We start from the raw sequence: 1621 nt of genomic DNA, 5'->3' as shown, positions 1-1621 counted from the left end.
AAAAGTCTGCAAATAAAAAGTCAAGCAGAAATTAATGAACTTTGAAAATTTTATACAGGTTGAAAAAAGAGTATCACAACAAGACCACCGCAGTGCGCTGGCCTGAAGCAAAGTATGGGATTGAAATCAGCTTTCTTTGGCTTCTTCCAGAGAAGCAAGGTATTCCCTTACTCGTCCGTAATAAATGCGGAGGAACTTATTGGCTCCTGCAGTCATATAGACATAATACGGTTTGCCTTCTGAGCGTTTCTTGTCCATGAAGGTATAGACTGGATCATCAACAGGAGAACGTTTGATCAATCCGTCCATGATCTGAAACAGTGTTTTGCGCAGGCTTGGAGAGCCTTTCTTTGAAGTACGCACACTTTTCTGGTTGCGTTTTCCTGAATCATTTTTACCAGGATCGACACCGGCGAAAGCGGTAAGCGCTTCTCTGTGAGTGAAACGGGTAACGTCTCCGATCTCAGCCATAAGCTGGGGACCGAGTGATGGGCCGACACCGTTCATTGCCATAACAACCGGATATTCCGGAAGCGTGGCGGCAGTCTGATCCATTTTAATGCGGAGAGCCTCCACTGTCTGTGAAGCCGTGTTCAGCATCGTGACAGCCTGCCGTATCAGCGTTTTTGTGCTGTCATCTTTCGGAAATACGGCGATCAGGTCAGAAGAGCTCTGATAGATCTTTTCCGCCTTTGAGGCACTGAAGTTATAACCGTTGCGTTTGCACCACTTCCGGTAATGCTCCGTAAAGGCTTGCAGAGACTTGCTGCGTACACAGTCCACATGCCAGTAGGTGTAGACAAAGTCCACCCATTTCTGGGAGCCGTCACTGCGGGCAGGGCTGTCAAAGAAGTCATTGGCTCCGGGATAGGTTTGATCCAGAAGGGAAATGAGATTGTTTTTCATGGCAGTTTTTTGATCCATGTAGAAACCGAACTGCCGGTTCATTGTTTTGAGTTGGTTGCGTATTTTATCCATGCTTCCATATTGCTTCAGTTTTGCCCAGCGGTCAAGAGCATAACGGGCGATTTTTTTAGAATCCGCTTTATCCGTCTTTGGAGCACGGAGAGAGTCATCTCCGAAATCCCTGATCAGGATGGGATTGACAGCGCTGACAAAGATGCCGGCGTCAGAGAGCCAGTTGGCAACCGGTTCATAGTATCTGCCGGTATGCTCCATGCAGGCTTTGGTTTCGCCGTCAAGGTTTTTGATCTGCTCAATAAGAGCATTGATAGCGGACTGGGTGTGTGGGATATCGCAGGGCGGCATCAGAACCACATCTCCGGGTCTGCGGATGGTGACAGTGCTTTTACCTTTGGAAACATCAATACCAACAGCGTTCATGATAAAAACTCCTTTGAAATGAATTAGCAATGGTCAATACCAGATTTACTCATTGCCTATTCAATCTACTGGAGATATCACACGAACGAGAAAGTTCAACCTGCGTAAAACGAATGCTGCGAATGAGGGCTGGTTGGCTGACTTTTTTACGGACGTTAAGTCCAAGAAAGGAGAGGCCAGACCTATTGCCACACTCATTCTAACAGCTTAAGCAACAAGATGGGTAATTCCTTACTGGCTGTAAGGGGTATTAACCATAAATATATTGTAGTAGAAA

Annotated in this window: 1 protein-coding gene; it reads right to left on the bottom strand. The window is 46.4% G+C overall.

Annotated features, from left to right (window positions below; all coding sequences use genetic code 11):
* Window positions 1-126 precede the first annotated feature (126 nt).
* Complete coding sequence (locus tag FGQ86_RS16085; RefSeq protein ID WP_033126577.1) at window positions 127-1344, bottom strand: IS110 family transposase; 1218 nt, start codon at window positions 1342-1344, stop codon at window positions 127-129.
* Window positions 1345-1621 lie beyond the last annotated feature (277 nt).

It is taken from the genome of Clostridium sp. BSD2780061688st1 H5 (assembly GCF_005845155.1).
Taxonomy (GTDB): Bacteria; Bacillota; Clostridia; order Lachnospirales; family Lachnospiraceae; genus Claveliimonas; species Claveliimonas intestinigallinarum.
The sequence above is the reverse complement of the archived record's forward strand: the minus strand, read 5'-3'. Positions and strand labels throughout refer to the sequence as shown.

Excerpts from the sequence above, each read along its gene's own strand:
- FGQ86_RS16085 (WP_033126577.1), bottom strand. The coding sequence starts at position 1,344 with ATGAACGCTGTTGGTATTGATGTTTCCAAAGGTAAAAGCACTGTCACC.